This window comes from Paracoccus salipaludis (assembly GCF_002287065.1).
Taxonomy (GTDB): Bacteria; Pseudomonadota; Alphaproteobacteria; order Rhodobacterales; family Rhodobacteraceae; genus Paracoccus; species Paracoccus salipaludis.
In genome coordinates this window covers 1-22,383 of sequence record NZ_NSJZ01000004.1, presented here as the reverse complement: position 1 = coordinate 22,383, position 22,383 = coordinate 1, and the positions used below count along the sequence as shown (strand labels likewise).

At 69.1% G+C, this 22,383-nt stretch carries 21 protein-coding genes, 1 tRNA gene and 1 pseudogene; 16 read left to right on the top strand and 7 right to left on the bottom strand.

The annotated features are described in order from the left end of the window. Positions 1–24: 24 nt before the first annotated feature. The 4 genes from fzlA to CK240_RS06505 form a co-directional block, all read right to left on the bottom strand. A complete protein-coding gene (gene fzlA / locus CK240_RS06520) occupies positions 25–705 on the bottom strand; it encodes an FtsZ-binding protein FzlA (protein WP_095639738.1) in 681 nt (226 codons plus the stop codon). Positions 706–788: 83 nt separating this feature from the next. After that, positions 789–1,526 (bottom strand): monofunctional biosynthetic peptidoglycan transglycosylase, encoded by a 738-nt coding sequence (gene mtgA / locus CK240_RS06515; RefSeq protein ID WP_420818612.1) that lies wholly within the window; start codon positions 1,524–1,526, stop codon positions 789–791. Between the two features lie 33 nt (positions 1,527–1,559). Continuing rightward, on the bottom strand, positions 1,560–2,135 hold the full coding sequence (locus tag CK240_RS06510; RefSeq protein WP_095639541.1) for a DUF1269 domain-containing protein: 576 nt from the start codon (positions 2,133–2,135) through the stop codon (positions 1,560–1,562). Between the two features lie 496 nt (positions 2,136–2,631). Continuing rightward, positions 2,632–2,716, bottom strand: a tRNA-Leu gene (locus CK240_RS06505). A gap of 177 nt (positions 2,717–2,893) precedes the next feature. On the opposite strand from CK240_RS06505, the gene CK240_RS06500 reads away from it, so the two are divergent. The 16 genes from CK240_RS06500 to CK240_RS06425 all read left to right on the top strand — a co-directional run bounded on the left by CK240_RS06500 (position 2,894) and on the right by CK240_RS06425 (position 20,052). Beyond that, positions 2,894–3,880 (top strand): complex I NDUFA9 subunit family protein, encoded by a 987-nt coding sequence (locus CK240_RS06500; RefSeq protein WP_095639540.1) that lies wholly within the window; start codon positions 2,894–2,896, stop codon positions 3,878–3,880. Next, the gene (locus CK240_RS06495; protein ID WP_095639539.1) at positions 3,880–4,683 is read left to right on the top strand and encodes an undecaprenyl-diphosphate phosphatase; all 804 of its coding nucleotides are present in this window, start codon (positions 3,880–3,882) and stop codon (positions 4,681–4,683) included. Before CK240_RS06500 ends, CK240_RS06495 begins: the two co-directional genes overlap by 1 nt. 145 nt (positions 4,684–4,828) lie before the next feature. Continuing rightward, complete coding sequence (locus CK240_RS06490; protein ID WP_095639538.1) at positions 4,829–6,403, top strand: NAD(P)-dependent oxidoreductase; 1,575 nt, start codon at positions 4,829–4,831, stop codon at positions 6,401–6,403. Between the two features lie 38 nt (positions 6,404–6,441). Further along, the gene (locus CK240_RS06485) at positions 6,442–7,173 is read left to right on the top strand and encodes a hypothetical protein (RefSeq protein ID WP_240517318.1); all 732 of its coding nucleotides are present in this window, start codon (positions 6,442–6,444) and stop codon (positions 7,171–7,173) included. After that, on the top strand, positions 7,170–7,583 hold the full coding sequence (locus CK240_RS06480) for a GFA family protein (protein ID WP_095639537.1): 414 nt from the start codon (positions 7,170–7,172) through the stop codon (positions 7,581–7,583). Before CK240_RS06485 ends, CK240_RS06480 begins: the two co-directional genes overlap by 4 nt. Continuing rightward, complete coding sequence (gltB, locus tag CK240_RS06475; RefSeq protein WP_095639536.1) at positions 7,580–12,118, top strand: glutamate synthase large subunit; 4,539 nt, start codon at positions 7,580–7,582, stop codon at positions 12,116–12,118. The genes CK240_RS06480 and gltB overlap by 4 nt, the downstream gene beginning before the upstream one ends. A gap of 187 nt (positions 12,119–12,305) precedes the next feature. Next, a complete protein-coding gene (locus CK240_RS06470; protein WP_095639535.1) occupies positions 12,306–13,382 on the top strand; it encodes an AI-2E family transporter in 1,077 nt (358 codons plus the stop codon). Between the two features lie 117 nt (positions 13,383–13,499). Next, on the top strand, positions 13,500–14,423 hold the full coding sequence (locus CK240_RS06465; protein ID WP_095639534.1) for an SDR family oxidoreductase: 924 nt from the start codon (positions 13,500–13,502) through the stop codon (positions 14,421–14,423). Positions 14,424–14,512: 89 nt separating this feature from the next. Further along, positions 14,513–15,244: an aquaporin Z gene (gene aqpZ, locus CK240_RS06460; protein WP_095639533.1), complete on the top strand. Its 732-nt coding sequence runs from the start codon at positions 14,513–14,515 to the stop codon at positions 15,242–15,244. A gap of 103 nt (positions 15,245–15,347) precedes the next feature. Next, positions 15,348–15,962, top strand: a complete 615-nt coding sequence (locus tag CK240_RS06455; protein WP_095639532.1) for a ribonuclease D — start codon at positions 15,348–15,350, stop codon at positions 15,960–15,962. 9 nt (positions 15,963–15,971) lie between these two features. After that, positions 15,972–16,928 carry a KpsF/GutQ family sugar-phosphate isomerase gene (locus CK240_RS06450; protein ID WP_095639531.1) on the top strand — a complete coding sequence of 319 codons (957 nt, stop codon included), beginning with the start codon at positions 15,972–15,974 and terminating at the stop codon, positions 16,926–16,928. 1 nt (position 16,929) lies between these two features. Then, positions 16,930–17,499 carry a hypothetical protein gene (locus tag CK240_RS06445; protein ID WP_095639530.1) on the top strand — a complete coding sequence of 190 codons (570 nt, stop codon included), beginning with the start codon at positions 16,930–16,932 and terminating at the stop codon, positions 17,497–17,499. A gap of 35 nt (positions 17,500–17,534) precedes the next feature. Continuing rightward, entirely contained in the window at positions 17,535–18,020 is a 486-nt protein-coding gene (gene lptA / locus CK240_RS06440; RefSeq protein WP_095639529.1) for a lipopolysaccharide transport periplasmic protein LptA, read from the top strand. Beyond that, a complete protein-coding gene (gene lptB, locus CK240_RS06435; RefSeq protein WP_095639528.1) occupies positions 18,020–18,787 on the top strand; it encodes an LPS export ABC transporter ATP-binding protein in 768 nt (255 codons plus the stop codon). Before lptA ends, lptB begins: the two co-directional genes overlap by 1 nt. 133 nt (positions 18,788–18,920) lie before the next feature. Beyond that, on the top strand, positions 18,921–19,502 hold the full coding sequence (hpf, locus tag CK240_RS06430; RefSeq protein ID WP_095639527.1) for a ribosome hibernation-promoting factor, HPF/YfiA family: 582 nt from the start codon (positions 18,921–18,923) through the stop codon (positions 19,500–19,502). An 85-nt stretch (positions 19,503–19,587) separates the two neighbouring features. Continuing rightward, positions 19,588–20,052 carry a PTS sugar transporter subunit IIA gene (locus tag CK240_RS06425; protein WP_095639526.1) on the top strand — a complete coding sequence of 155 codons (465 nt, stop codon included), beginning with the start codon at positions 19,588–19,590 and terminating at the stop codon, positions 20,050–20,052. 9 nt (positions 20,053–20,061) lie between these two features. On the opposite strand, the gene CK240_RS06420 is transcribed toward CK240_RS06425, so the two are convergent. The 3 genes and pseudogenes from CK240_RS06420 to CK240_RS06410 form a co-directional block, all read right to left on the bottom strand. Beyond that, positions 20,062–20,823: a glycerophosphodiester phosphodiesterase family protein gene (locus tag CK240_RS06420; protein ID WP_095639525.1), complete on the bottom strand. Its 762-nt coding sequence runs from the start codon at positions 20,821–20,823 to the stop codon at positions 20,062–20,064. Between the two features lie 152 nt (positions 20,824–20,975). Next, a complete protein-coding gene (locus CK240_RS06415) occupies positions 20,976–21,434 on the bottom strand; it encodes a RidA family protein (RefSeq protein WP_095639524.1) in 459 nt (152 codons plus the stop codon). A gap of 126 nt (positions 21,435–21,560) precedes the next feature. Continuing rightward, positions 21,561–22,383: pseudogene (locus CK240_RS06410) on the bottom strand (chromosome segregation protein SMC); the annotation flags it as partial.

The following is a 22,383-nucleotide window of genomic DNA, read 5'->3' as shown; positions in this document are numbered from 1 at the left end:
GCGGGGGGCAACGCCCCCCGTTCTTCAGAAATCAAGCTGGGCATAATGCGGCGCCGGTGCGAAGCCGGGCACCTGGTCCACCAGCAGGTTGCGGAAGGCGGGGCGCGACTTGATCGTCGCATACCAGTCCCGCAGCGCCGCCGAACGGTCCCAGTCCACGTCCGAGATGTAATCGAGGCAGGACAGATGCGCGGCGGCCGTGAAATCGGCCAGCGTCAGCATGTTCCCCCCCAGCCATTTGCGGTGTTCCAGCAGGTGCCCGAGGTAGTCCATGTGGTCCTTGACCGCCCGCAGCCCCGACTTGACCAGACGCGAATCCGGGTAGCCCGCGTTCATCACCTTCTTCCAGACCCGTTCCGACAGGATCGGCCGCGTCACCTCGGTGTTGAACTTGTCGTCGAACCACGCGCAAAGGCGGCGCACCTCGTGCCGCTCGGCCGGCATCAGGGGCATCAGCGGCGGGTTCGGATAGGCTTCGTCCAGGTATTCCACGATGGCTTGGCTTTCCGACCAGAGCCGCCCGTCCAGCCGCAGCACCGGAATCTTGCCGGCCGGGTTGCGGCGCAGGATCTCGGACCCCGGCTCCCACCAGCGTTCCTCGACCAGTTCCACGTCGATGCGTTTCTCGGCCAGCACCAGCCGCACCTTGCGGCAGAAGGGCGAAAGGGCGACGTGGTAAAGACGCGGGGTCGAATGCGTGTTCATGGGGGGAATATCGGCGTTCCGTTGGGTGGGACCAAGGGGTGATACGCCCCCGGGGCCGGTTGTTCAACCGCAGGGCCCTTTGGTCACCCGTCCTGGAAGCAGGCCGCACGCCCGTCGCGCTGGATCGTGGCCGCGCCGTCCGCGATGGCGCGGGCGCGGGCCGAGCGGGTCTGCGCCGCCCGTGTCTTGGGCGCGGGCAGGACCGCCGCCAGCGCCGCCGCCTGCCGGGCGCTCAGCTTGTCGGGCGTGGTGCCGAAGTGATGGGCGGCGGCCGCGTGGATGCCGAAGACGCCGGGGCCGAACTCGGCCACGTTCAGGTAGACCTCGAGGATGCGCCGCTTGCTCCACAGCGCCTCGATCATCGGGGTGTAGATCGTTTCCAGCGCCTTGCGCGCCCAGCTGCGCCCCTGCCACAGATAGACGTTCTTGGCCGTCTGCTGGGTCAGCGTCGAGGCGCCCCGAGCTTCGCCCCGCGCGATCACGCGCCGGATCTCGGCCATGTCGAAGCCCCAGTGGCGGCAGAAATTGGCGTCCTCGGCCGCCACGACCGACCGCAGCATCACCGGGGCGATGTCGGCGGCCCGAGTCCATTGGCGGGGTGTGCTCACGCCCTCGGAGACGATGGTCCAGGTGGTGGGCGGATTGAGGAACCAGCCGAACAGGATCACCGCCGCCAGCATCAGCGCCAGAAAGCGCTTGGCCAGCCAGCGCAGGGGCCTGAGCATCCGCCACAGCCGCGCGCGCCTTGGCCCTTTCCGCGAAGGCAGGGCCGGAAGTGGATCGGCAAGGGCTTCCGGGGGCGACATGGCCCGTCCTGTCATGCCCGGCGCGCCTGCGTCAAGGAAACGCTGGCCTCACGACCCTTCGGACACGGCCGTCGTTGCGCCATCGGACGACGTTCCGCGGGCCGCGCCCTCGGCAGGCTGCGGCATCCGCCCGCCGGTGCCGGCAAGCGCCTCGCGCAGCCGCGCCTCGTCGGCGTCCGACAGCGAGGTCTGGATCACGCGCGCGCGCCCCTCGTATTTTTCCAGCCGGGGCATCAGCTTGTCCAGGTTGAAGTCCTGCGCCAGGATGAACACTGCGCCGCTGCCGACCGGCACGGTCTTGCCGATCTGGCGGATGAAGTCGTCGTTGATGCCGTAGTCGGTCGCGCTGCCCGCCAGTGCCCCCGAGGCCGCGCCGATCGCCGCTCCCGCCAGCGGGTTCAGGAACAAGAGCCCGATCAGCCCGCCCCAGAACGTGCCCGTCAGCGCGCCCGCCCCGGTCAGGTTCAGCGCCTGGTGCAACTGGTATTCGCCCTCGGTCGGCCGGGTGACGACCACCGCGTCCTCCAGTTTCAGCAGGTATTCCTTCTGCGCGGCGCCAAGTTCCTGCCGCAGTGCGAAGGCATCGGCTTCGGCGTCGAAGCCGATCACGATCAGTTGGGACATGGGCTTTTCTCCGAGGATTGGAATGCCGGGACAACGCCGTCTCCGGCGCCGGGGTTCACGGGACGGACGAAGGCCTTGCCGGGCGGTCGCCCTCACCCTGAAGATCGTGCCCTTGGCGCCCTCGCTGACCCGCAGCGATCCGTCGGGCGCCACGGCGATCCCCGTGGGCTGGCCTCAGACTTCGACCTCGATCCGGGCACGGACGCCTTGCAGCCTGTCCGGTTTTTCGCGGTTCCAGGACGCGCAGGGTGGCAAAGACGCTGCCGCGGTAATCTTCGGGGAAGGCCACGGCGTCGTAGAACACAGGCTGCACGGTGGAATGGGCCTGCAGCAGGACGCCGGGACGATGGCCTTGTTCTTCAGGTCGGGTCGCCATGGCAAAGGGGCCTGCGGCAGAACCGCGCCCTGCGCGTCGGGCTTCCGGCCGGGGACAGCGAGGGGCGGAAAAGCAGAAAGCCCTGGATCCCGAAGGTTCCAGGGCTTTCAAGCCAGACGTTGGTGCCCAGGAGAAGACTCGAACTTCCACGCCTTGCGGCACACGGACCTGAACCGTGCGCGTCTACCAATTCCGCCACCTGGGCCGGTGTCGTGAGGCGGGGATGTAGAGGGAGCCGCAGGGAGTGTCAACGCCCCTTTCGAAGAAAAATCACTCGCTCGCGCGATCCCCGTTTTCCGCCCGCGCTTGATGCGGCAGGGGGCCTTCGCTATCAGGTTGCCAAGGCGCGGAAGCGGCGCCCGGCTGCGGGAAAGGACGAGGCATGGCAAGGCTGGTCACGATCTATGGCGGCTCGGGATTCGTCGGTCGGCAGATCGCGCGGATCATGGCGGCCGAGGGCTGGCGCGTCCGCGTGGCGGTGCGCCGTCCGCATCTGGCGGGCGTGGTGCGCATCTACGGCAAGGTGGGGCAGGTCCAGCCGGTCTTTTGCAACGTGCGCGACGACCTGTCCGTGCATGCGGCGATGATGGACGCGGATGCGGTCATCAACTGCGTCGGCATCCTGGTCGGCGAGAAGAAGAACACCTTCGAGGCCGTCCACCACGAGGCCGCGGGCCGCATCGCCCGGATCTCGGCCGAACTGGGGGTCGGGCGGCTGGTCCACCTGTCGGCCATCGGGGCCGATCCCGAATCGAACAGCCAGTATGCCAGGACCAAGGGCCTGGGCGAGCAGGCGATCCTCGAGCACCGCCCCGACGCGGTGATCCTGCGTCCTTCGGTGATCTTCGGGCCGGACGACAAGTTCTTCAACAAGATCGGCGGCATGATGCGGCTGGGGCCGGTCGTCCCGCTGCCCGGCGCCAATGCCGAATTGCAGCCCGTCTTTGTCGAGGACGTGGCCCGCGCCGCCGTGATGGGCGCGACCGGCGCGGCCGAGCCCGGCATCTACGAACTCGGCGGCCCCGATGTCATGACCATGCGCGAGATCGCGCAGCTGGTGGCCCGGGTCACCAGCCGCCGCCGCTGGATCATGGGGCTGCCCGGCTTCTTGGCCAGCCTGATCGGCGTGTCCTTCGACGCGCTGCAGACGGTCAGCGGCGGGCTTGTCGTCAACCGGGTGATGACCCGCGACCAGGCGCGGCTGCTGCGGCGGCCGAACCGGGTGGGGCAGGGGGTCAGGACCTTCGCCGACCTGGGCATCCAGCCCGCCGCCGCCGCCGCGGTCGTGCCGGAATACCTGTGGCGCTTCCGGCCCTCGGGGCAATACACCGCCATCAAGGAATCGGCCAAGAACCTGCGCGCAGACTGATGCAGCAGGACACCTTCGTCGCCGCGTTCCTCGGGTTGCTCGAGGGACTGACCGAGTTCATCCCGGTGTCCTCGACCGGGCACATCCTTCTGGCCGGGCATTTCCTTGGCTTCGACAGCCCGGGCCGCGCCTTCGAGGTGCTGATCCAGCTGGGCGCGATCTTGGCGATTCTGGGTGTCTATGCGGGGCGGCTGTGGCGCATCTTCTTAAGCGCGCCGCATGACCCGAAGGCCCGGCGCTTCATCGGCGCCGTGGCGCTCGCCTTCCTGCCCGCCGTGGTAGTGGGCGTGCTGGCGCATGACCTCATCAAGACGGTGCTGTTCGAGACGCCTGCGCTGATCGCCGTCATGCTGATCCTGGGCGGGATCGTCCTGCTGTTCGTGGACCGGCTGGCAACCGCTCCGCGCTATGCCGAGGCCGAGGACCTGCCGCTGCGCGTGGCCGCCGGGATCGGGCTGGTCCAGTGCCTTGCCATGGTGCCGGGCGTCTCGCGTTCGGGGGCGACCATCGTTGGCGCGCTGCTGATGGGCGCCAGCAAGCGGGCGGCGGCCGAGTTCAGCTTCTTCCTGTCGATGCCGACCATGGCAGGCGCCTTCGCCTATGACCTTTACAAGACGCGCGCGGCGCTGGACGCGGCGGCCTGGACGAATGTCGCGGTGGGCTTCGTCTGCGCCTTCGCGGCTGCGATCTTCGTGGTGAAGTGGCTGCTGAACTATGTCTCGCGTCGCGGTTACGGGCTGTTTGCCTGGTGGCGGATCATCGTGGGAATCGTGGCGCTAGTAGGGCTTAGCATATTTAGGTAACGCTTGCTGACCTAAATTTTCGCGGAAAATCTTCTGATTTATCAGACCCTGCGTAACAAAATCAAAGATAGGTCAGCTATGCTGACTTTTCGCATCGCGGCCCGTGTTTTACAGCGTTTCTCGATTGATTCGAGGGGCGCAGCGCATGGCCACGCAGACGATGCTGAAATTCGTGACCGTCGGTCGGGAGATGCCCGAGAAGCGTGCGGCGGACGAACGCAACACCGACTTCCACGAAATCTACCGCGAGTTCGCCGACGCGAAGGCGAAGGAGCAGGCGAGTCGCTGTTCGCAGTGCGGCGTCCCCTATTGCCAGTCGCACTGCCCCCTTCATAACAACATTCCCGACTGGTTGCGCCTGACCGCCGAGGGGCGCTTGCACGAAGCCTACCTGCGCAGCCAGGAGACCAGCGCCCTGCCCGAGATCTGCGGCCGCATCTGCCCGCAGGACCGCCTGTGCGAGGGCAACTGCGTCATCGAGCAGTCGGGCCACGGCACCGTCACCATCGGCGCCATCGAGAAATACATCAACGACACCGCCTGGGAGCAGGGCTGGGTCGAGCCGATCCGCCCGGTTGCCGAACGCCCCGAAAGCGTGGGCATCATCGGTGCGGGGCCTGCGGGCCTGTCGGCGGCCGAGCGGCTGCGGCGGCAGGGCTTCCAGGTCACGATCTACGACCGCCACGACCGGGCGGGCGGGCTGATGATCTACGGCATCCCCGGCTTCAAGCTGGAAAAGCCCGTGGTCGAGCGCCGCACCCGCTGGCTGGAGGAGGCAGGCGTCGAGTTCGTGCTGAGCGCCGACGTGGGCCGCTCGATCAGCTTCGACGCGATCCGGGGCAAGCATGACGCGGTGCTGATCGCCACGGGCGTCTACAAGACCCGCGACCTGGATATCGACAACGCGCCCGAACGCGGCGTGGTCGCGGCGCTGGACTTCCTGACCGCCTCGAACCGCATCGATCTGGGCGACGAGGTGCCGGACTTCGCGGACGGCGAACTGAACGCCGAAGGCAAGCGTGTCGTGGTGATCGGCGGCGGCGACACAGCGATGGACTGCGTGCGCACCGCGATCCGGCAGGGCGCGACCTCGGTGAAATGCCTTTATCGCCGCGACCGGGCCAACATGCCGGGGTCGCAGCGCGAGGTGCAGAACGCCGAGGAGGAGGGCGTCGAGTTCGTCTGGCTGTCCACCCCCGCGGCCTTCGCGGGCCATGTCGTGGGCGAGGCCGCGACCGCGTCCGAGGCGCTGGTGGACAACGCCGGCGGCGACGTGGACGGGGACGGGATCGGCGACAATCCCAAGCTGTCGCCCCGGCACGTGGTCACGGAAACCGACACCTCGACCGGGCCGGTCGGGGTCACCGGCCTGCGCGTGACGAAGATGCGGCTGGGCGCGCCGGACGTCACCGGCCGCCAGTCGCCCGAGGCCATCGAGGGCGCCGACTACGACGAGCCGGCCGACCTGGTCATCAAGGCGCTGGGCTTCGAGCCCGAGGACATCCCGCGCCTTTGGGGCGTCGAGGGGCTGGAGGTCACGCGCTGGGGCACGATCCGCGCCGATTACCGGACGCACCGGACCTCGCTGCCCGGCGTCTGGGCCGTGGGCGACATCGTGCGCGGCGCCTCGCTGGTGGTCTGGGCGATCCGCGACGGGCGCGAGGCGGCCGACTCGATCGCCGCCGAACTGGGCGCCGAAACCCGCGTCGCGGCGGAGTGAAGCCGATGCACAGGCCATGCATGAAGGATGCACGGGCAATGCATGGCGCAGGCGCGGCGGGAAATGCCACCATGCGGCGCATGGGTCGGGGGCTCTGCCTTGCTCTGGCGCTGGGCGCCGCGCCCGCCGTAGCGGCCGAATGGAAGCCGCCGCAGGGCTGCCGGCTGGAGATGACGGTCCAGCAGCGGTCCTGCACCGTGGCCCAGCATTACCGCTGCCAGGCGGATGCGCCGGGCGACCAGTGGGTCGCCTATTTCACCCAGGAAGGGCTGGTCAGCCAGGCGCGCATCGATGCCGAGACGCGCTGGATGGAAAGCACCGACCTTGTCAGCGGGATCACCGACCGGCTGGACCTTGAGGCGCGCGACCATGCAAGCCTGTCCACCCTGCTGAAGACCGGCAGCGACGACTTCGATTTCTGGACGCAGTCCGACACGGGCGAGCGGTTGCGCCACATCGGCCGCGACGACCTGACCGGCACGGTCGAGATCGACGGCGAGCCGCTGGATTCCACCCGCTTCAGCCTGCGGACCTTCAGCGAGGCGGGCGACCTGCTGATCGAGCGCAACGGCACGCAATTCGTCAGCCGCGACCTCGGCCGCTTCTTCGGCGGCGTCGAGACCTCGACCGACTGGACGGGCGAGACGCAGGAAACCGACGATTCGCCCGTCCGCTTCATCCGGCCGGGCGAGCCGGGCTTCGGGTCCACCACGCCCGACTATGACTGCAACATGCAGATGGTCGGGATGCCCGCCGGGGGCGGCGCATGATCGAGGGACGCTGCCTCTGCGGCGCGGTCCGCATCGCCGTCGCCCGGTCGGATGGCGAGGTCAGCGTCTGCCATTGCGCCATGTGCCGCCGCTGGGGCGGGGGCATCATGGCGGGCTTCAACGCGCCGCCCGAGGCCGTGACCGTGACGGGGGAGGTGGGGCGCTACGCCTCGTCCGACTTCTCGGAACGGGCCTTCTGCCCGCGCTGCGGGTCGAACCTGTGGATGCGCGACCACGGCCGCGACTACGAGCTGTCGCCGGGGCTTTTCGACGCCGCCGCCGATTTTCCGCTGGTGCGGGAGGTCTATGCCGACCGGGCGCACCGCTTCGCCGCCTTTTCGGGCGACCACCCGCGCATCACGCGGGCCGATTATGAACGGAACCACCCCCATCTGGAGGGAGACGCATGACCGACGCTTGGCAAGCCAAGGAAGAAGCCCGCCGCGCGTGGATGGCGGAAAACTCGCTGTATCGCGCCGAGGATGAGCATTCCTCCTGCGGGGTGGGGCTGGTCGTTTCCATCGACGGCACGCCCAGCCGCAAGGTCGTGGCAAACGGCATCGACGCGCTGAAGGCGGTCTGGCACCGGGGCGCGGTGGATGCCGACGGCAAGACCGGCGACGGCGCGGGCATCCACGTCCAGATCCCGGTCCCCTTCTTCCACGACCAGGTGCGCAGCACCGGGCACGAGCCGGATGCCTCCAAGATGATCGCCGTGGGGCAGGTCTTCCTGCCGCGCACGGACTTCGGCGCGCAGGAACGCTGCCGGACCATCGTGGAAACCGAGGTCCTGCGGATGGGCCACTACATATACGGCTGGCGGCACGTGCCCGTGGATACCTCGGTGCTGGGCGACAAGGCCAACGCGACCCGTCCCGAGATCGAGCAGATCATGATCCGCTGCGACAAGGACATCGACGAGGAGGCCTTCGAGCGCGAGCTTTACATCATCCGCCGCCGGATCGAGCGCGCGGCCGTCGCGGCGCAGGTCGCGGGGATGTACATCTGCACGCTGAGCTGCCGGTCGATCATCTACAAGGGGATGATGCTGGCCGAGCAGGTCGCCGTCTTCTACCCGGACCTTCAGGACGAGCGCTTCGAATCCGCCTTCGCCATCTACCACCAGCGCTATTCCACCAACACCTTCCCGCAGTGGTGGCTGGCCCAGCCCTTCCGGATGCTCGCGCACAACGGCGAGATCAACACGCTGAAGGGCAACCTCAACTGGCTGAAAAGCCACGAGATCCGGATGGCATCCGGCACCTTCGGGGACATGGCCGAGGACATCAAGCCGATCGTGCCGGGGGGCTCGTCGGACTCGGCCGCGCTGGACGCCGTCTTCGAGGTGATGGTGCGCTCGGGCCGGTCCGCGCCCATGGTCAAGACGATCATGGTGCCCGAGGCCTGGTCCAAGGCCACGACCGACCTGCCCAAGCCCTGGGCGGACATGTATGCCTATTGCAATTCCATCATGGAGCCCTGGGACGGCCCGGCGGCGCTGGCCATGACGGACGGGCGCTGGGTCTGCGGGGGCCTGGACCGCAACGGCCTGCGGCCGATGCGCTATGTGGTGACCGGCGACAACCTGCTGATCGCGGGCTCCGAGGTCGGCATGGTTCCGGTGGACGAGGCCAGCGTGCGCGAAAAGGGCGCGCTGGGGCCGGGGCAGATGATCGCCGTCGATATCGTCGAGGGGCGGCTTTATCACGATGTCGAACTGAAGGATAAGCTGGCCGCCAGCCAGCCCTTCGGCGACTGGGTGGAAAAGGTCGTCCAGCCCGGCAAGATGCTGGAAGACCTGCCCGAGCCCGTGACCTACACCGGCGAGGAACTGCGCCGCCGCCAGATCGCCGCGGGCTACACCGTCGAGGAGATCGAGGCGGTGCTGGCGCCCATGGCCGAGGACGGCAAGGAGGCGCTGGCGTCCATGGGGGACGACACGCCGCCCGCGGTGCTGTCGGCGCAATACCGGCCGTTGTCGCATTTCTTCCGGCAGAACTTCAGCCAGGTGACGAACCCGCCCATCGACAGCTTGCGCGAAACGCGGGTGATGAGCCTCAAGACGCGCTTCGGCAACCTCAAGAACGTGCTGGACGAAAGCTCGAAGCACACCGAGATCACGCTGCTGGAAACGCCCTTCCTCGCGAATGGCGAACTGGCCGAGGTGATCGCCATGTTCGGCGACGCGGTCACCACCATCGACTGCACCTTCGCCGATGGCGCGGGGCCCCATGCCATGGGCGAGGCGCTGGCGCGCATCCGCGCCGAGGCCGAGGATGCCGTCCGTTCCGGCGCGGGCCAGATCGTGCTGACGGACGAGCAGCAGGGCCCGGACCGCATCGGCCTGCCGATGATCCTTGCCACCTCGGCGGTGCATTCCTGGCTGACGCGCAAGGGGCTGCGGACCTTCTGCTCGCTGAACGTGCGTTCGGCCGAATGCATCGACCCGCATTACTTCGCGGTGCTGGTCGGCTGCGGCGCGACCACGGTGAACCCCTATCTGGCGCAGGACACCATGGCGGAACGGATCGAGCGCGGGCTGCTGAAGGGCGACCTGATCCAGGTCATGCGCAACTACCGCGACGCTATCGACCAGGGCCTGCTGAAGATCATGGCGAAGATGGGGATCTCGGTCCTGTCGTCCTATCGTGGCGGCCTGAACTTCGAGGCCGTGGGCCTGTCGCGCGCCATGGTCGCGGAATACTTCCCCGGCATGCAGAGCCGGATTTCCGGCATCGGCCTGCACGGGTTGCAGCAGAAGCTGGAAGACATCCACCACAAGGGCTGGCACACGCCCGCGGCCGAGCTGCTGCCCATCGGCGGCTTCTACAAGGCGCGGCGCTCGGGCGAGAAGCACGCCTGGGAAGCCAGCACCATGCGGCTGCTGCAGCTGGCCTGCGAGAAGGCGTCCTACGAGATCTGGAAGCAGTTCTCGGCCCAGATGCGGGCGAACCCGCCGATCCACATCCGCGACCTGCTGGACATCAGGCCGCTGGGCAAGCCGGTGCCGATCGAGGAGGTCGAGTCGATCACCTCGATCCGCAAGCGCTTCGTGACGCCGGGCATGAGCCTGGGGGCGCTGTCCCCCGAGGCGCACATGACGCTGAACATCGCCATGAACCGGATCGGGGCCAAGTCGGATTCCGGCGAGGGCGGCGAGGACCCGGCGCACAGCCATCCGCTGCCGAACGGCGACAACCCCTGCGCCAAGATCAAGCAGGTGGCCTCGGGCCGCTTCGGCGTCACCGCCGAATACCTGAACGCCTGCGAGGAGCTTGAGATCAAGGTCGCCCAGGGCGCCAAGCCCGGCGAGGGCGGGCAGCTTCCGGGGATGAAGGTCACGGCGCTGATCGCGCGGCTGCGGCACTCGACCCCCGGCGTGACGCTGATCTCTCCGCCGCCGCACCACGACATCTACTCGATCGAGGACCTGGCGCAGCTGATCTATGATCTCAAGCAGATCAACCCGCGCGCCAAGATCACGGTCAAGCTGGTCGCCGGCGGTGGCGTCGGCACCATCGCGGCCGGGGTGGCGAAGGCGAAAGCCGACATCATCCTGATCTCGGGCCACAACGGCGGCACGGGGGCTTCCCCGGCCACGTCCATCAAGTTCGCGGGCCTGCCGTGGGAGATGGGGCTGACCGAGGCGCATCAGGTGCTGGCGATGAACCGCCTGCGCGACCGGGTGACGCTGCGGACCGACGGGGGCCTGCGGACGGGCCGCGACGTGGTCATGGCGGCGATGATGGGGGCCGAGGAATACGGCATCGGCACCGCCGCCCTGATCGCCATGGGCTGCATCATGGTGCGCCAGTGCCAGTCCAACACCTGCCCCGTGGGCGTCTGCACGCAGGACGAGCGCCTGCGGGCGATGTTCACCGGCAGCGCCGACAAGGTCGTGAACCTCATCACCTTCTACGCGCAGGAGGTGCGGGAAATCCTCGCGTCCATCGGCGCGCGGTCGCTGGACGAGGTGATCGGGCGGGCAGACCTGCTGACGCAGGTGTCGCGCGGCTCGGCCTTCCTGGATGACCTCGACCTGAACCCGCTGCTGATCACCGTCGATGGGTCCGAGAAGATCGTTTATGACCGGTCGAAGCCCCGCAACGCGGTGATGGACACGCTGGACGCCGAGATCGCCCGCGACGCGGCGCGCTTCTTCGAGGATGGCGAGAAGATGCAGCTGTCCTATGCGGTGCGGAACACCCAGCGGACGGTCGGCACGCGCACCTCGTCGCTGATCGTGCAGCGCTACGGGATGCGCAACAAGCTGCAGCCCGACCACCTGACGATCCGCCTGACGGGCTCGGCCGGGCAGTCGCTGGGGGCCTTCGCCGCGCCGGGGCTGAAGATCGAGGTTTCTGGCGACGCCAACGACTATGTGGGCAAGGGCCTGTCGGGCGGCATCATCGTGGTCAAGCCTGCCATGGGCTCGCCGCTTGAGGCTGCCGACAACGTCATCATCGGCAACACCGTGCTTTACGGCGCCACCGACGGCTATCTGTTCGCCGCCGGGCGGGCGGGCGAGCGCTTCGCCGTGCGGAACTCGGGCGCCAGGGTGGTGATCGAGGGCTGCGGCACCAACGGTTGCGAATACATGACCGGGGGCGTCGCGGTGATCCTGGGCCGCATCGGCGCGAACTTCGGCGCCGGGATGACGGGGGGCATGGCCTATCTGTACGATCCCCAGGGCGTGGCGCACCGCTACATCAACCCCGAAACGCTGGTGACCTGCCCGGTCACGGTCGCCCATTGGGAGACCGAGCTGCGCGGGCTGATCGAGCGCCATGCCGCCGAGACGGAAAGCCGCCGCGCCCGTGACATCCTGGCGAACTGGGACCGCGAGCGGGCGAACTTCCTGCAGCTCTGCCCGCGCGAGATGCTGCCACACCTGAAGCATCCGCTGGCCGAGACGGGGGACCTTGCGGCGATTCCCGCCGAGTGAGCGGGACCGCCGGACCGGGGCGCTGCCCCGGACCCCGGGATATTTCGGCGAAGAAGAAACACCAGGGGGGGCGCCGCGGGCGCCCCTTTCCGCATCATGGGGAGGGGCGGGGTGCCGGCACGCCGCCGTTGCGCAAAAGCCCTTTGTCGCCAATAGTCGCGGTCAAAACAGGGACGGTAAGCACGACATGCTGGTGATGCTTCGGCCGCGGACGATCTGGATGCTGGCGGGGCTGGTGCTGTTCGTCCTGCTGCTGCGCGAGGTCGGCCATGTGCTGGTTCCCTTCGTGCTGGGAACCGCGCTGGCCTATTTCCTGGACCCCCTGGCCGACCGGCTGGAACGGCTGGGCATCAGCCGGGCCTGGGCGGTGGCGGTGATCGCGCTGGTGGGCCTGTCGGCCGTGATCGCGGTCGCGCTGTGGGTGCTGCCCACGCTGATCGCGCAGGTCCGGCAGGCGGTCGAGGCGCTGCCGCGGGCGGTCCGCTCGGGCTTCGACTTCCTGACGCTGCATTTCCCCGAAATGATGGAGGACGGCGGCTTCCTGCGCCAGTTCATCACCGACCTGTTCGAGCGCATCCGACTGACCCTGCTGCTGCTGCTGGGCGGCACGGTCAGCACCGTCATCAGCGCGGTGGGCACGATCTTCATCTTCATCGCCACGGTGACGGTCTCGATCTACATGCTGTATGACTGGGACCGGATCGTCTATGGCGTGAACAAGCGCCTGCCCCCCGAGCAGGCGCCGCTGGTGCGCAGGCTTTCGCGCGACATCGACGACGTGATGACGGGCTTCGTGCGCGGCCAGGTGATCGTGGGGGCGCTGCTGGCGACCTTCTATTCCACGGTGCTGATGGCCCTGGGGCTGAACTATGGCCTGCTGATCGGCATCGCCTCGGGGCTGCTGAACTTCATCCCCTATCTGGGGTCCTTCTCGGGCTTCATCCTGGCGACGGGGGTGGCGCTGGTCCAGTTCTGGGGCGACTGGTGGATGGTGGCGCTGGTCGCCTTTGTCTTCATCTTCGGGCAGGTGGCCGAGGGGAACTTCGTCACGCCCCGGATCGTGGGGGATTCGGTCAAGCTGCACCCGGTCTTCCTTTTGCTGGCGCTTGCCGTGGGCGGCACGCTGTTCGGCTTCGCCGGCCTGCTGCTGGCGGTGCCGGTGGGGGCGGCGATCGGGGTCGTCGTGCGCTATTTCGACGCCGAGTACCGCGCCAGCATCCGGCGCCGCCGCACGCGGGCGGTGGACCGGCCGCGCGTGGACTGAGCGGCGGCGCGCCCCCGTTGGCGTGCAATTTTTAACCCATATCGCGGGAAGGCGGTGGAACGGGCAGGGGCGCGCGGCGTTGCCCCGGGCAGCTTCCGACAAGCGAAAGGCGAACCCATGTCCTCGAAGGAAGAAACCGATCCCGTCATCCCGCCCCATCGCGCGGGCTCGATCGACAACCCCGACCTGCCGCTGAACCCCTATTCCGACGACCAGCAGCCCTGGCCGGGTCTGGCCGAGAAGATGGACCCCCAGCCCGACCACGGCGAGACCAGCTACAAGGGCCACGGGCGCCTCGCGGGCAAGCGCGCGCTGATCACGGGCGGCGACAGCGGCCTCGGTCGCGCCACCGCCATCGCCTATGCGCGCGAGGGCGCGGACGTGGCCATCTGCTATCACCCGCGCGAGAAAAGCGACGCAAAGACCGTCATCGGGCTGATCGAGGCCGAGGGCCGCAAGGCCGTGGCCCTGCCCGCCGACATCCGCGAGGAAAAGGCCGCGCGCCAGGTCGTGGACGATGCGGTCAAGGCGCTTGGGGGCCTCGAGGTGCTGGTGCTGAACGCGGGGATGCAGCAGTCGCAGGACTCGATCGCCGACATCACGACCGAACAGTTCGACGCCACGATGAAGACCAACATCTACGCGCCCTTCTGGATGGCGCAGCAGGCGCTGCCGCATCTCAAGAAGGGGGCCTCGATCATCGTGACCTCCTCGATCAACGCTTATTCGCCGTCGAAGAACCTGCTGGACTATTCGATGACAAAGGCGGCCGACAAGACCTTCGCGCAGGTGCTGGCCAAGCAGCTGGCGCCGAAGGGAATCCGCGTGAACGCGGTCGCGCCCGGGCCCTTCTGGACCGCGCTGCAGGTTTCGGGCGGCCAGCCCAAGGAAGACCTGCCCAAGTTCGGGGCCGACAGCGTGCTGGGTCGCGCGGGCCAGCCCGTCGAGATCGCGCCGATCTACGTCCTTCTGGCCAGCGACGAGGCGAGCTACATCACCGGCGAGGTTTATGGCGCGACCGGCGGGCAGGGGACCGGCTGATCGCCCCCGTCATTCCGCTTTGTGCGATCACTCTTGTGTGAGACCCTCAAGGCACCGGCGAAAGGCCGGTTCTTTCGAGGATGCACAGGATGAATTCTCAGAAATACGCGGCGGAATTAATCGGAACATTCTGGCTGACCTTCGGAGGCTGCGGCTCGGCGGTGCTGGCCGCAGCCTTTCCCGAGGTGGGCATCGGCCTTCTCGGCGTGTCGCTGGCCTTCGGCCTGACAGTGCTGACCATGGCCTATGCCATCGGGCATGTGTCGGGGTGCCATCTGAACCCGGCGGTGACCGTGGGCCTTGCGGCGGGCGGACGCTTTCCGGCCTCGCAGATCCTTCCCTATGTCGTGGCGCAGGTCCTTGGCGCGATCCTGGGAGCGCTGGTGCTTTACCTGATCGCAAGCGGCGCGCCCGGCTTCGACGCGGCCGCCTCGGGCTTTGCGGCGAACGGCTACGGCGCGCATTCGCCGGGGGGCTATTCGATGGGCGCGGGCTTTCTGGCCGAGGTGGTGCTGACGGCCCTGTTCCTGTTCATCATCATGGGGGCCACGCACGGGCGGGCGCCGGTGGGCTTCGCCCCCATCGCCATCGGGCTGGCGCTGACGCTGGTCCACCTGATCTCGATCCCCGTCACCAACACCTCGGTCAATCCGGCGCGCTCGACGGGGCCGGCGCTGTTCGTGGGCGGCTGGGCCCTGGGGCAACTGTGGCTCTTCTGGGTGGCGCCGCTGATCGGGGGGGCGCTGGGCGGCATCGTCTATCGCTGGCTGAGCCCGCAACCGGACGCGCCTGTGGTGGGCGGCGTGCGCAGTCCCGGCTGAAGGCGGCCGGCCGGGCGGGTGTCCGCCACAAGGCACGGCGCCTTTCCATTGACGCGATCCTGCGGGGCGGGCACATCCGCCCCAAAGCCGAGGGGACCCGCGCATGACGATCCATCTTCACCGCCACGACCTGCCCGACGGGCTGGACCTGGGGCCGGTCGTGGCCATCGACACCGAGACGATGGGCCTCGACCCCCGCCGCGACCGGCTGTGCCTGGTGCAGCTGAGCGCGGGCGACGGCGACGCGCACCTGGTGCAGATCGCCCGCGGCCAGCGCGAGGCCCCGAACCTGACCCGGATGCTGGCCGACGAGGGCACGCTGAAGCTGTTCCACTTCGGCCGCTTCGACATCGCGGCGCTGGAAAACGCCTTCGGCGTCGTCACGCGGCCGGTGTGGTGCACCAAGGTCGCGTCCAAGATGGTGCGGACCTTCACCGACCGGCACGGGCTGAAATACCTGCTGAACGATCTGGTGGGCGTGGACATTTCCAAGCAGCAGCAGACCAGCGACTGGGGCGCCGAGGAGCTGACCCCCGCGCAGCTGGAATATGCCGCATCCGACGTGCTGCACCTGCACGCGCTGAAGGCGGAACTGGAAAGGCGGCTTGCGCGCGAAGGACGGACCGCGCTGGCGCAGGCCTGCTTCGACTTCCTGCCGGTCAGGGCAACGCTCGACCTGATGGGCTGGGGCGATGACAACGACATCTTCCATCACTAGGTCGGGAAGATGAGCGAATATGTCGAAACCGCCCGCCGCGTGATCCGCTGCGAGGCGCAGGGGCTGTCCGAGATCGAGGCCGCGCTGGACGGCCCCCTGGCCGGGCCCTTCGAGGCCGCGGTGCGGCTGATCCTGGAAGCCACGGGCCGCGTCATCGTGTCCGGCATGGGCAAGTCGGGCCATGTAGGGCGCAAGATCGCGGCGACGCTGGCCTCGACCGGGACGCCCGCGCAGTTCGTCCATCCGGCCGAAGCCAGCCACGGCGACCTTGGCATGGTGACGAAAGGCGACGTGGCGCTGGTGCTGTCCAACAGCGGCGAGACGCCCGAGATCGCGGATATCGTGGCCCACACGCGGCGCTTTTCCATTCCGCTGATCGGGGTGGCGGGGCGCGAGGGCTCGACCCTGCTGCGCCAGTCGGACGTGGCGCTGCTGCTGCCGAAGGCGGCGGAAGCCTGCGGGACGGGAATCGTGCCCACGACCTCGACCACCATGACGCTGGCGCTGGGCGACGCGCTGGCGGTCGCGCTGATGGAACACCGCCGCTTCACGCCCGAGCATTTCCGCACCTTCCACCCCGGCGGCAAGCTGGGCGCGCGGCTGGCCCGGGTGGGCGACCTGATGCACGAGGACATGCCGCTGGTCGCCCAGGACGCGCCCATGGCCGAGGCGCTGCTGACCATCAGCCGCAAGGGCTTCGGCGTGACCGGGGTCACGGACGGGGACGGCAGGCTGGTCGGCATCATCACCGACGGCGACCTGCGGCGTCACATGCAGGGGCTGCTGGACCACACGGCAGGCGAGGTGATGACGAGGAGCCCCCGCACCATCGCCCCCGACGCTCTGGCCGAGGCCGCACTGGCGCAGATGCAGGACAGCAAGATCACCAGCCTTTTCGCGGTCCAGGGCGACCGCCCGCGCGGCATCCTGCATATCCACGACTGCCTGCGGGCCGGGATGGTGTGAGGTGCTGCGCACGAGCATCGTCCGCCTGCTGCGGGTGATCCTGCCGCTGGCGGCGCTGGCGCTGCTGTCGGTCCTGTTCCTGCTGGCGCGCAAGCCCGACCCGCAGGCCGCGATCCCCTATGCCCGCGGCGCGATCGAGGAGCTGTCGCGCAGCCCCGGCATCGGCACGCCCGAGTTCACCACCGTCACCGAGGACGGCGCGCAGGTCACGCTGCGGGCGGCCCGCGCGGTCCCGGGCGAGGGCGACAGCGGCACCGCGCGCGACGTGACGCTGGACTGGCGCTTCCGCGACGGCCTGCTGATGCTGGTCACGGCCCCCGGCGCACAGCTGGAGGGCGAGGGCCTGACCCTGGACGGCGGCGTGCACATGACCCTGTCCTCGGGCTGGGAGATGACCGCCCCCGAACTGCAGGCCGGGATCAGGTCCGGCGTCGCCTCGGCGCCCGACACGGTTGCCGTGACCGCCCCCTTCGGCGAGCTTCAGGCCGGCGCGATGCGCCTGGGGCCGGACGAGGGCGAGGGGAAGGTTCTTGAATTGAACGGAGGCGTGCGGCTGCTATACCGCCCCTGAGCGCCGCCGTTTCCGCAGGGAAGAGGAGCCTGACCATGCCGCGATTTCCGATCCTGCCCGGCCTTCTCGCGCTGGGCCTGGCGCTGCCCGCCTCGGCCCACACCGTGGCCTTCGGGGGTATCCGGGCCGACACGACGGCGCCGGTCGAGGTCACGGCCGAATCGCTGCGGGTGAACCAGGACACGGGCGAGGCGGTCTTCACCGGCAACGTCCTGATCGGGCAGGGCGAGATGCGGCTGTCGGCCGAGAGCGTCACCGTTGTCTATGCCGAAGGCGGGCAAAGCCGCATCCGGTCCCTGAACGCGACCGGGGGCGTCACGCTGGTCAGCGGCCCCGACGCGGCCGAGGCCGCCGAGGCCGCCTATGACGTCGAGAAGGGCACGGTTGTCCTGACAGGCGATGCCATCGTGACGCGGGGCGAAAGCGTGCTGGCGGGGGACCGGATCGAGGTCAGCCTGAAGGACGGCACCGCCTCGGTCCAGGGCGGAGTCCGCACCGTCCTGCAGCCGGGCGCCAACTGATGGCCGAGGCGGGCGAGGCGGCGCGGCCCCGGGCGGCCGCGCGGGAAGGGCTGGTGGTCGAGGGCCTGCGCAAGTCCTATCGCAACCGTCCCGTTATCCGCGACGTCTCGCTGCGGCTGGCGCGGGGCGAGGTCGTGGCGCTGCTGGGGCCGAACGGCTCGGGCAAGACCACCTGCTTCTACTGCATCGCGGGGCTGGTCATGCCCGACGCGGGGCGCATCGTCATCGACGGGCAGGACGTCAGCGCCCTGCCGATGTTCCGCCGCGCCCAGATGGGCATCGGCTACCTGCCGCAGGAAATGTCGATCTTCCGCGGGCTGACGGTGGAACAGAACATCATGGCCGTCCTCGAGGTCGCCGGGCGCGAGCGCCACCAGAGCCGCGAGCGGCTGGAGGAACTGCTGGGCGACTTTTCCATCGGCCACCTGCGCCACGCGCCCGCACTGGCCCTGTCGGGGGGCGAGCGGCGGCGGGTGGAAATCGCGCGCTGCCTCGCCTCGAAACCCGCCTTTCTTCTGCTGGACGAGCCCTTCGCCGGGGTCGATCCCATCGCGGTGGGCGAGATCCGGGGCCTCGTCCATGATCTCAAGACGCGCGGCATCGGGGTGCTGATCACCGACCACAACGTGCGCGAAACCCTGGGGATCGTGGACCGCGCCTATATCCTGCACGACGGCGGCATGCTGATGTCGGGCACCACCGCCGAGATCGTCCGGGACCCCCGCGTGCGCGAGGTCTACCTGGGCGAAGGCTTCAGCATGGGCTGAGCCTCCCCTGATTGACACCGGGGTCAGGCTGTTCCCAAATGAAGGGCAGGGGGCTGCTTCAGGCTCTCTTCCCGGCCCGATCCTGCGCCGGCTGGGCGTGGCGGTCAGGGCGGCTTTCGGAAAGGAAAGAATCATGCGCTATCAGATCAGTGGAAGGCAGATCGACGTGGGCGAGGCCCTCTCGACGCATGTCGAGACCGAACTGGACGCGACCTTCGAGAAATACGCCCAGCGACCGACCGACTCCACGGTGATCTTTTCGCGTGACGCCCACAACCTGATCTGCGACGCGGTGGTGCACCTGTCCACCGGGCTGACGGTGCAGGCCAAGGGGCGGGACCCCGACAACATCTACGCGGCCTTCGAGAACTGCCGCGAGAAGATGGACAAGCAGTTGCGCCGCTACAAGCGCCGCCTGAAGGACCACCACAAGGAGCGCAGCGAGCCGGTTGAATACGCCGCCGCCGCCAGCTATGTGCTGGCCGCCGACGAGGATGAGTGGGAAGCCCAGGACGATGCCGGGCTGCAGCCGATCATCGTCGCCGAGATGGAGACCCGGGTGCCGACCCTGTCGGTGGGCGACGCGGTCATGCAGATGGAGCTTGCGGGCGCGCCGATGCTGGTGTTCCGCAACGAGAAACATGGGGGCGTCAATGTGGTTCACCGCCGCGAGGACGGCAATGTGGGCTGGATCGACCCCCGCAACCTGAGCTGACGCCGCGGCGTTAGCACGATAGCCGGGCAGGTTTCGGCCTGTCCGGTTTTCACGCCGCGTGTCAAGGACGGCAGGACAGCAGAACATGCGCATCAGCGACATCCTTTCCCCTGCGGCGGTCCGCTCGCAGGCCCAGGTCAGTTCCAAGAAGCGGCTTTTCCACGACCTGGCCGAGATGGCCGCCCAGGCCTATGGCCTGAACGCGGCCGCGACGCTGGACGCGCTGCAGGAACGCGAAAGCCTGGGGGCGACCGGGGTGGGCCATGGCGTGGCTCTGCCCCATGCCCGCATCCCGGGCCTGGAACGCGTGGCGGGCCTGTTCCTGCGGCTGGAACGGCCGATGGATTTCGACGCGGTGGACCGCCAGCCGGTGGACCTGGTCTTCGCCCTGCTGGCCCCCGACAGCCCCGGGGTCGAGCACCTGAAGGCCTTGGCCCTTGTCAGCCGCACCCTGCGGGACGGCGACATGCGCACCAAGCTGCGCGCCAACGACGATCCCGTCGCGCTGCACGCCGTGCTGGCGGCGGCGCAGGACACGGCGGCGGTCTGACGCACGGCCCTAGCCGGCCTGAGGTCGGTAGCCCTCGAAGGTGATGTTGCGGGCGACGCGGCGCGCAGCGGCTTCCTCGGCGGGTGAGCGGATCGTCCAGCAGAGGACCGGCACGCCCTGCGCCGCCAGCCGTCCGACCGCCGGGTTCACGAGATCCTGGTGATGGTGCGAGATGAAGCTCGCGCCGACCCTCGGAAAATCCTCCAGCCTCGACAGGGAGGCCCGGCGCGCTTCGGGAATGCCCGGCCAGTCGTCGCGGTCGAAGCGGCAACTGGTCAGGCCGACCGGCACTTCGGGGGCAGCGGCGCGGACTCCGGCGGCGGCATGGGGGTTGAAGGACATCACGGCGACCGGCTCGCCCCGTGCGTGGCAGGCCGCGACGACTTGGGCCACCCGGCCCGGCAGCGCGCCCATGCGCGGCCCGAGACTGCCGTCCTGATACTTGATCTCGACCAGCACCGGCGCCCGGCCCGCGACCATGTCGAGGACGGCCTCCAGCGTGGGGATCGCTTCATCCGTGCCGAACAGCCGGGTTGCGCCCGCTTCGGCAGGCGACAGGGCCGAGATCACGCCGTCCCGCCCCGCAAGCCGCCCAAGGCCATAGTCGTGGAATACTAGCGGCGTGCCGTCGACCGCGGGCTGGACGTCCAGTTCGATCCCGTAGCCCTGCGCGACGGCGGCGCGGAATGCCGCCATCGAGTTCTCGGGGACCCCCGGCCCATGCAGGCCGCGATGCGCCAGGGGGTGGGTCAGGAAATCGGGATGCAGCATGACAGTTGTCCGGATGGTGGAACCGCTGGACCGGGGCGTTGCCCCGCTCGGGCCTCCCGGCCCCTGCCTCGCCGGAAACAGCCCACCGGACTGTTTCCCGAGCGCTCGGCAGCCCGGGCTGTTCGTGCGAAGAAGAGGACCGGCAGGTGCCCTCAGCCGGTCACCTGGAAGATCGCCTCGATCTCGACCGCGACGCCGCGCGGCAGGGCGGGGGCGCTGACGGCGGCGCGGGCATGGCGGCCGGCCTCGCCGAAGACCTCGACCATCAGGTCCGAACAGCCGTTGATGACCTCGGGCTGGTCGGTGAAGCCGGGGGTCGAGTTCACGAAGCCGGTCAGCTTGACGACCTGAACCACGCGGTCCAGCGAGCCAAGCGCCGCCTGCGCCTGGGCGATCAGCGCCAGGCCGCAATGGCGCGCGGCGGCCGCGCCCTGGGCCACGTCCATGTCCTCGCCCAGCCGGCCCCGGATCAGCCCCTCGGGCCCGGCCGAGATCTGGCCCGAAACGAACAGCATGTCCCCTGCCTGAACGACCGGGACATAGTTCGCGGCCGGAAGCGGCGCGTCGGGCAGGGTGATGTTCAGCTCGCGCAGGCGGGCGGCATGGGACATGGCTTCCTCCGGTATGTGATCGCGCGCCACGCTAGCCGCGGCCCACCCGCTTGGCTACCCCGCGCCCCTCGGGCCGGACCCAAATATCCCGGGGGAGCCGAAGGCGGGGGCGGAGCCCCCTTCCCCTTACGCCACCATCGCCTCGGCGCGCTTGAGGTCCACGCTGACCAGCTGGCTCACGCCTTGTTCCACCATCGTCACCCCGAACAGCCGGTCCATGCGCGACATCGTCACCGCGTGGTGGGTGATGATCAGGAAGCGCGTGTCGGTGCGGCGCGTCATCTCGTCCAGCAAGTCGCAGAAGCGGGCGACATTGGCGTCGTCCAGGGGCGCGTCCACCTCGTCCAGCACGCAGATGGGCGCGGGTGTCGCCAGGAAGACGGCAAAGATCAGCGCCAGCGCCGTCAGCGTCTGCTCGCCCCCGGACAGCAGGCTCAGCGTGGACAGCTTCTTGCCCGGCGGCTGGGCGAGGATCTCGACCCCGGCCTCGAGCGGGTCGTCGGATTCGACCAGCACCAGCCGCGCCTCGCCCCCGCCGAAGAGATGGGCGAAGAGCGTCCCGAAGCTGGCGTTCACCGTGTCAAAGGCGGCCAGCAGCCGCTCGCGCCCTTCGCGGTTCAGGCTACCGATCCCGGCCCGCAGCTTGCGGATGGCCTCGGTCAGGTCGTCCTTTTCGGCGGCAAGCGCGGCGCGCTCCTTCTCCAGCGCGCGCTTGTCCTCCTCGGCGCGCAGGTTCACGGGGCCGAGGGCGTCGCGCTGGGCGCGCAGCCGCGCGATCCCGGATTCGAGCTGCGCGGCCGAAGGAAGGGCGCCGGTGTCGCCCAGGGTTCCGGCCAGCGCCTCGGGACCGCCGCCGGTGTCCTCGGCGATGCGTGCGCGGGCCTGCGCCTCGGCCTCCCGCGCGGCGTCGGCGCGGGCCTCGCGGACGGCGCGGGCCTCGCGGGCGCCC

Excerpts from the sequence above, each read along its gene's own strand:
- fzlA (WP_095639738.1), bottom strand. The coding sequence starts at position 705 with ATGAACACGCATTCGACCCCGCGTCTTTACCACGTCGCCCTTTCGCCC.
- mtgA (WP_420818612.1), bottom strand. The coding sequence starts at position 1,526 with ATGACAGGACGGGCCATGTCGCCCCCGGAAGCCCTTGCCGATCCACTT.
- CK240_RS06510 (WP_095639541.1), bottom strand. The coding sequence starts at position 2,135 with ATGTCCCAACTGATCGTGATCGGCTTCGACGCCGAAGCCGATGCCTTC.
- CK240_RS06500 (WP_095639540.1), top strand. The coding sequence starts at position 2,894 with ATGGCAAGGCTGGTCACGATCTATGGCGGCTCGGGATTCGTCGGTCGG.
- CK240_RS06495 (WP_095639539.1), top strand. The coding sequence starts at position 3,880 with ATGCAGCAGGACACCTTCGTCGCCGCGTTCCTCGGGTTGCTCGAGGGA.
- CK240_RS06490 (WP_095639538.1), top strand. The coding sequence starts at position 4,829 with ATGGCCACGCAGACGATGCTGAAATTCGTGACCGTCGGTCGGGAGATG.
- CK240_RS06485 (WP_240517318.1), top strand. The coding sequence starts at position 6,442 with ATGCATGGCGCAGGCGCGGCGGGAAATGCCACCATGCGGCGCATGGGT.
- CK240_RS06480 (WP_095639537.1), top strand. The coding sequence starts at position 7,170 with ATGATCGAGGGACGCTGCCTCTGCGGCGCGGTCCGCATCGCCGTCGCC.
- gltB (WP_095639536.1), top strand. The coding sequence starts at position 7,580 with ATGACCGACGCTTGGCAAGCCAAGGAAGAAGCCCGCCGCGCGTGGATG.
- CK240_RS06470 (WP_095639535.1), top strand. The coding sequence starts at position 12,306 with ATGCTGGTGATGCTTCGGCCGCGGACGATCTGGATGCTGGCGGGGCTG.
- CK240_RS06465 (WP_095639534.1), top strand. The coding sequence starts at position 13,500 with ATGTCCTCGAAGGAAGAAACCGATCCCGTCATCCCGCCCCATCGCGCG.
- aqpZ (WP_095639533.1), top strand. The coding sequence starts at position 14,513 with ATGAATTCTCAGAAATACGCGGCGGAATTAATCGGAACATTCTGGCTG.
- CK240_RS06455 (WP_095639532.1), top strand. The coding sequence starts at position 15,348 with ATGACGATCCATCTTCACCGCCACGACCTGCCCGACGGGCTGGACCTG.
- CK240_RS06450 (WP_095639531.1), top strand. The coding sequence starts at position 15,972 with ATGAGCGAATATGTCGAAACCGCCCGCCGCGTGATCCGCTGCGAGGCG.
- lptA (WP_095639529.1), top strand. The coding sequence starts at position 17,535 with ATGCCGCGATTTCCGATCCTGCCCGGCCTTCTCGCGCTGGGCCTGGCG.
- lptB (WP_095639528.1), top strand. The coding sequence starts at position 18,020 with ATGGCCGAGGCGGGCGAGGCGGCGCGGCCCCGGGCGGCCGCGCGGGAA.
- hpf (WP_095639527.1), top strand. The coding sequence starts at position 18,921 with ATGCGCTATCAGATCAGTGGAAGGCAGATCGACGTGGGCGAGGCCCTC.
- CK240_RS06425 (WP_095639526.1), top strand. The coding sequence starts at position 19,588 with ATGCGCATCAGCGACATCCTTTCCCCTGCGGCGGTCCGCTCGCAGGCC.
- CK240_RS06420 (WP_095639525.1), bottom strand. The coding sequence starts at position 20,823 with ATGCTGCATCCCGATTTCCTGACCCACCCCCTGGCGCATCGCGGCCTG.
- CK240_RS06415 (WP_095639524.1), bottom strand. The coding sequence starts at position 21,434 with ATGTCCCATGCCGCCCGCCTGCGCGAGCTGAACATCACCCTGCCCGAC.